Here is a 4,438-nt window from a genome sequence, read left to right as displayed (position 1 = left end):
ACCGGTCCACGCGACCAGGGCGCCGGCGGTGATGCCCCCCAGGTTTATCACCACGTCGTTGGCCGAGAATATCCAGCTTGCCTTCATGTGCGCCCCGCCTTCCCGATGTTTGGATATGAGCAGCAGACAACTGGTATTGGCAATCAATGCGACGAATGCGATAGCCATCATCACCAGCGATTCAGGCTCACTACCGAATACAAAGCGTCTCACCACCTCTACGAGCACGCCCACAGCCAAGATCAGTTGCAGTACACCAGCAAGATGCGCGGCACGTACCTGCATTTTCACGCTATGTCCAACCGCATAAAGGGCAAGCCCGTACACCGCCGCATCGGAAAAATTGTCCAGGGATTCTCCAATCAGGCCGGTGGACTGGGCGATCAGACCGGCAGTCATTTCCACCACGAACAGAAGTGCATTGATGCCGAGCAACCAGCGCAGGGTCCCGGATTCTTGCTTAGCAGAAGCTGCCGAAAACTCGGCGGCCTTGATGGTCTCTGGATTTGCAGCAACGGTTTCCTGAAGCGAGGCGCCTAGCCCCAAGGTCTTCAGTTTCGAGGTGACGGGCTCGACCTCGCCGTCATGCACGACCTTCAGCCGGCGGTTCGACAAGTCGAAGGACAGCGCCCGAATCTCCTCAAAACCGTTCAGGGCTAGGCGAATCATTCGTTCTTCTGATGGACAGTCCATCTTCGGCACGGCATAAACACTGACCCATCTCCCTAGCGCCTCGGAGGAGGCCTGTATATCGGTATCCGCTGCGGACGTTGCATCACCGCCACAGGCGCCACCACAGGATTTGCTCATGATACGACTCCACTTAAACAATGTTGTGGTACCATTTTAAACTATAAAGCTACTATAAGGTCAATAGAGTAAAGAATCCGTTGGGGAGGAGGCTGATGCGCATTGGTCAGTTGGCACAGTTGGTAGGGGTCGAAACACAGACGATCCGCTTCTATGAACAGCAGGGCTTGTTATCCATCTAAAGAATGTGAAGTATTACTGAAAAAATATGTTTCTGGAGAAATTAAAACTCTAGACGAATTAAGAATAAGATTATTTGAAAAGTAGATAACTTGAAAAATCAGGGGATAGGGCATACAATGGGAAAAGGGAGCGAATTGCTCCGCTCCCCTTTTTAGGTTGGTTGCTGTCTAGCTAATACCTTGCACAGTGTCGCCAGACAACAACAAAATGATTACAATGAGCAAAACCCATTTTAACCACGTTGGCATACTCGCCTCCTTTCAGTTGGAGTTGATACCAATTGATCGAGACTTTTTGCTGTCTGACGGCAATCAGACTGCAAGAGCCTGACCAACCGTGTAACAGTATAACATAAACCGCCTAACAAGGCGGTTTTGTTTTATTCGGGGCTGAAGAAGCCGTTGAGACTTGCTTTCAATGGCTTTTTTAGTCTAACAACCGCAGGGCGTTAGCAGAAAGGTACACGAATTTTCATAAAATTACACGGTAAGAGAAGTGTATGGATTTTCACAAAAGTGTATAGATTTTAATAAAATACACCTTAAATCCTTTAATACCAATGCTTTAGAAAAGAAAAAGGGATCGAACTTTTGACATTCGATCCCTTTTCCTATAATCTGTATCTCGCGTTCTTTGCTATGATGCCAGACCCTAAGCAAGTCACATCATAGCAAAGGGTAGCTAGTAATGCAAGAGATTGCGAAGCGTCCCTACTACCAAAAAATCATTCAACGACGTAAACAAGAAACGCAAACCTTAAATCAGACGGTCTTCAGCTCGGACTTCGGAAGAATAAACAGGCGTAGAAGTGATAACGTTCTTAATACGAAAATTAAGCTCTGTCTCCGTTTCGTGCTACGGTTAGAAAGGCGAAAGCCCCAAGAAATACAAGCACACCTGATAAGCGAGATTTAAGGATAACAGCGAAATTCAATAGGGTCTGAATTTCCAAACTAGGTTAAATGCCACGACGTTTTATTGTTGTCCCATTCACGCAACATTTGAGAACCGAATAGAAATCTTTTAGTAAAAAGCGTTCTTTTTTTTTGGGGTCAGCGGTTAATGTGGACGGTTTAACGGTTTTTCCCCTACGGGTCGTATTGAAAAGCCATTGAAAAGCTGATGGATAACTCTTCGAGTTACCCACGAGCTTTCCAACAGCTTTCCAACACTAAAAACCTACCGCCCACAAAAACCACTGCCCTAATAATAAAATTTTTTTATTTTTATGTTGGTTCAAAGGCTCACTACGTTCGCCTAATAAAACGAAGTCGCCTATCGGCTCCGCTGATTTTTTAATATCACTCTCGGGGCTTTTGGTGTACTATTGTCTTTTATAATAGCAAGGACACATAGCCACGTATCTGTGATACTAAGTCTATGCCCTTGCAAGAGGGATAAATCCCCCTTGACCCCCTGCGGTTTCACCGCTAATTTGAAGAACGGACACCTAATGAAAAAGCGAACCAAACGCCTAGAAATCGCATTGTCAGAAGATGAATACAATGCCTTGCTGGAACGAAAAACGAAAGCAAGGCTTGCGGAGTGGGTTCGGGAAGTTGCCCTAGAACAGCAACCTAAGCGACAGCCGAAAGTAATCGACCCTGCGTTACTGTTCGAGCTGAACCGCATAGGCGTAAACCTGAACCAAATCGCCCGACAATGCAACAGCCAACGCCCTAGCATTGACCTTGTTAGCGTGTTGGCTACCTTGCGAGAAATTGAAAAAAATCTCAAAAATTTGCGAGAATTAAGCCTATGATCGTCAAATTTTTTAAGAAACACGGTAAGGGAAAAGCTAGTAGTTGCAAGGCTTGCGTGGACTATTTACTAAATAAGCCTGACGACACCGCTCAAATCCTGCAGGGCGATCCCCGACTATCACAAAGTATTGCTGATAGCCTTGATTTTAATAACACCTACACCGCAGGTTGCTTGTCTTTTGAAGAAAGCGACCTACCCGAGAGCCAAAAGCGTGAGATTATGGCACGCTTTGAAAAGGCAATGTTCGCAGGGCTTGAGCCTGAACAATATAACATTGCGTGGGTACAGCACACCGACAAAGGCAGGCTTGAGCTGAATTTCGTTATTCCCAACGTAGAGATGACAAGCGGAAAACGCCTACAACCCTATTACGATAGGGCAGACCGCCCACTTGCTGAAAGCTTCAAGCAGGTAATCAACCACGAATATAGCCTAAGCGACCCAAACGACCCTACAAAGCAAAAAAGCCTGATTAACCGCAAAGACCTACCAACCGATAAAAAACAAGCGTTACAGGCGATTACAGACGGTTTAACTGCTTTAGCGAACGCAGGGCATATCAACGACCGACAGGACGTTATAAACGCCCTAGAGCGTGCAGGTTTTGAGATTGCACGCATTACGCCAAAAAACCTATCAATCAAGACAGACGGACAGAATTTAAGACTAAAAGGGGCTTTCTATGAGCAAGATTTTAGATTTAGCAACGACCTTTCAGCAGACATCACAAAAAGAGCTAGAGAATATAGGCGAGATAGTGCAGAACGCTATCAAACAGCACGAGCAAAACTTGATACAGCAGTTACAGCACGCAGGGAACAATTTAGCCGAAAATATCCAAATCGAGCAGGCGAAATTGATAAAAAATACCGTGAGAATGTATCGCTTGCCGATCCTAATCGCCTTGACAGTATTAGCCCTGATAGCGATAACCACAGGGCTTTTAACGTGGCAGGCGAAGAATGCCTATCAAGAGATGACCGAATGGCAAAACTCAGCCGAAATAGCCAAAGAACAGAGTGGGGGGATCAAACTATCAACCTGTCAAACGGACAAGGGGATCAAGCCGTGCATAGCGTTAGACAGGGATTTAATAACGAAAACGTGGGGCGAGAACCTGAAAGTAATCGAAGTCCACGAAACCAAGAAACAAGGGAAAAAGTAAATGACGACAGAAATCGAAGTGATGTTAGAAAATACCTTGAAAACCTTGCTAGAACAGCAAGAGAAAGAGCGGAAAGCTTTATCGCAAGAGTTGCAGAGTTTGCGAGAAGAAAACGCCTTAATCATTCAACAATACCACGAAATCAGCGAGCAATTAACGACATTACAGAGTTTAATAAACAGCTTGAAACGGTAATATCTCAACGCAAAAAACAAAGCAGGGGTATAAGCAGATAAAACAGGGTATACGGATTTAATGGTTGATGGGGCACCTTCACCCCATCAATCTGATACCACCCTCAGATGGTTGATAGATCGACTCCGTAGTTGAGTTCCTCTGCGAAGTCCGGAATTCCGTAGACGCTGCCAGCAGGCCCGATATGGACAATAGGGCATACGGCGAGAGCTTTTTGCCAATAATGAGCATTATTTAACCCTTCAACGCCAAAATGCGTCTGGCACCGTTAAGTACAATGCCCCCCGCGATGGTGCCGATAATCAGATCCGGATAATTGGA

4 protein-coding genes and 1 pseudogene are annotated in these 4,438 nt (G+C 45.7%); 4 read left to right on the top strand and 1 reads right to left on the bottom strand.

Translation table 11 applies throughout. The features are described 5' to 3' along the window. On the bottom strand, positions 1-810 hold an 810-nt coding region (locus RO21_RS12035), incomplete at its 3' end, for a cation efflux transmembrane domain-containing protein (protein ID WP_047978022.1). Between the two features lie 95 nt (positions 811-905). Here RO21_RS12035 and RO21_RS12690 point away from each other — a divergent pair. From RO21_RS12690 to RO21_RS13595, 4 genes and pseudogenes are all read left to right on the top strand, one after another. Continuing rightward, positions 906-992, top strand: a complete 87-nt coding sequence (locus RO21_RS12690; RefSeq protein ID WP_443983573.1) for a MerR family DNA-binding transcriptional regulator — start codon at positions 906-908, stop codon at positions 990-992. A 1,454-nt stretch (positions 993-2,446) separates the two neighbouring features. Continuing rightward, positions 2,447-2,755, top strand: a complete 309-nt coding sequence (locus RO21_RS12025) for a MobC family plasmid mobilization relaxosome protein (RefSeq protein ID WP_047978021.1) — start codon at positions 2,447-2,449, stop codon at positions 2,753-2,755. Beyond that, positions 2,752-3,123: pseudogene (locus tag RO21_RS13810) on the top strand (relaxase/mobilization nuclease domain-containing protein); the annotation flags it as partial. The gene RO21_RS12025 and the pseudogene RO21_RS13810, both read left to right, overlap by 4 nt. Before the next feature lie 316 nt (positions 3,124-3,439). Beyond that, positions 3,440-3,922 carry an MbeB family mobilization protein gene (locus RO21_RS13595; RefSeq protein ID WP_241482504.1) on the top strand — a complete coding sequence of 161 codons (483 nt, stop codon included), beginning with the start codon at positions 3,440-3,442 and terminating at the stop codon, positions 3,920-3,922. The last annotated feature ends 516 nt before the right edge of the window (positions 3,923-4,438 follow it).

Source organism: Muribacter muris (assembly GCF_001038205.1).
Classification (GTDB): Bacteria; Pseudomonadota; Gammaproteobacteria; order Enterobacterales; family Pasteurellaceae; genus Muribacter; species Muribacter muris.
The sequence above is the reverse complement of the archived record's forward strand: the minus strand, read 5'-3'. Positions and strand labels throughout refer to the sequence as shown.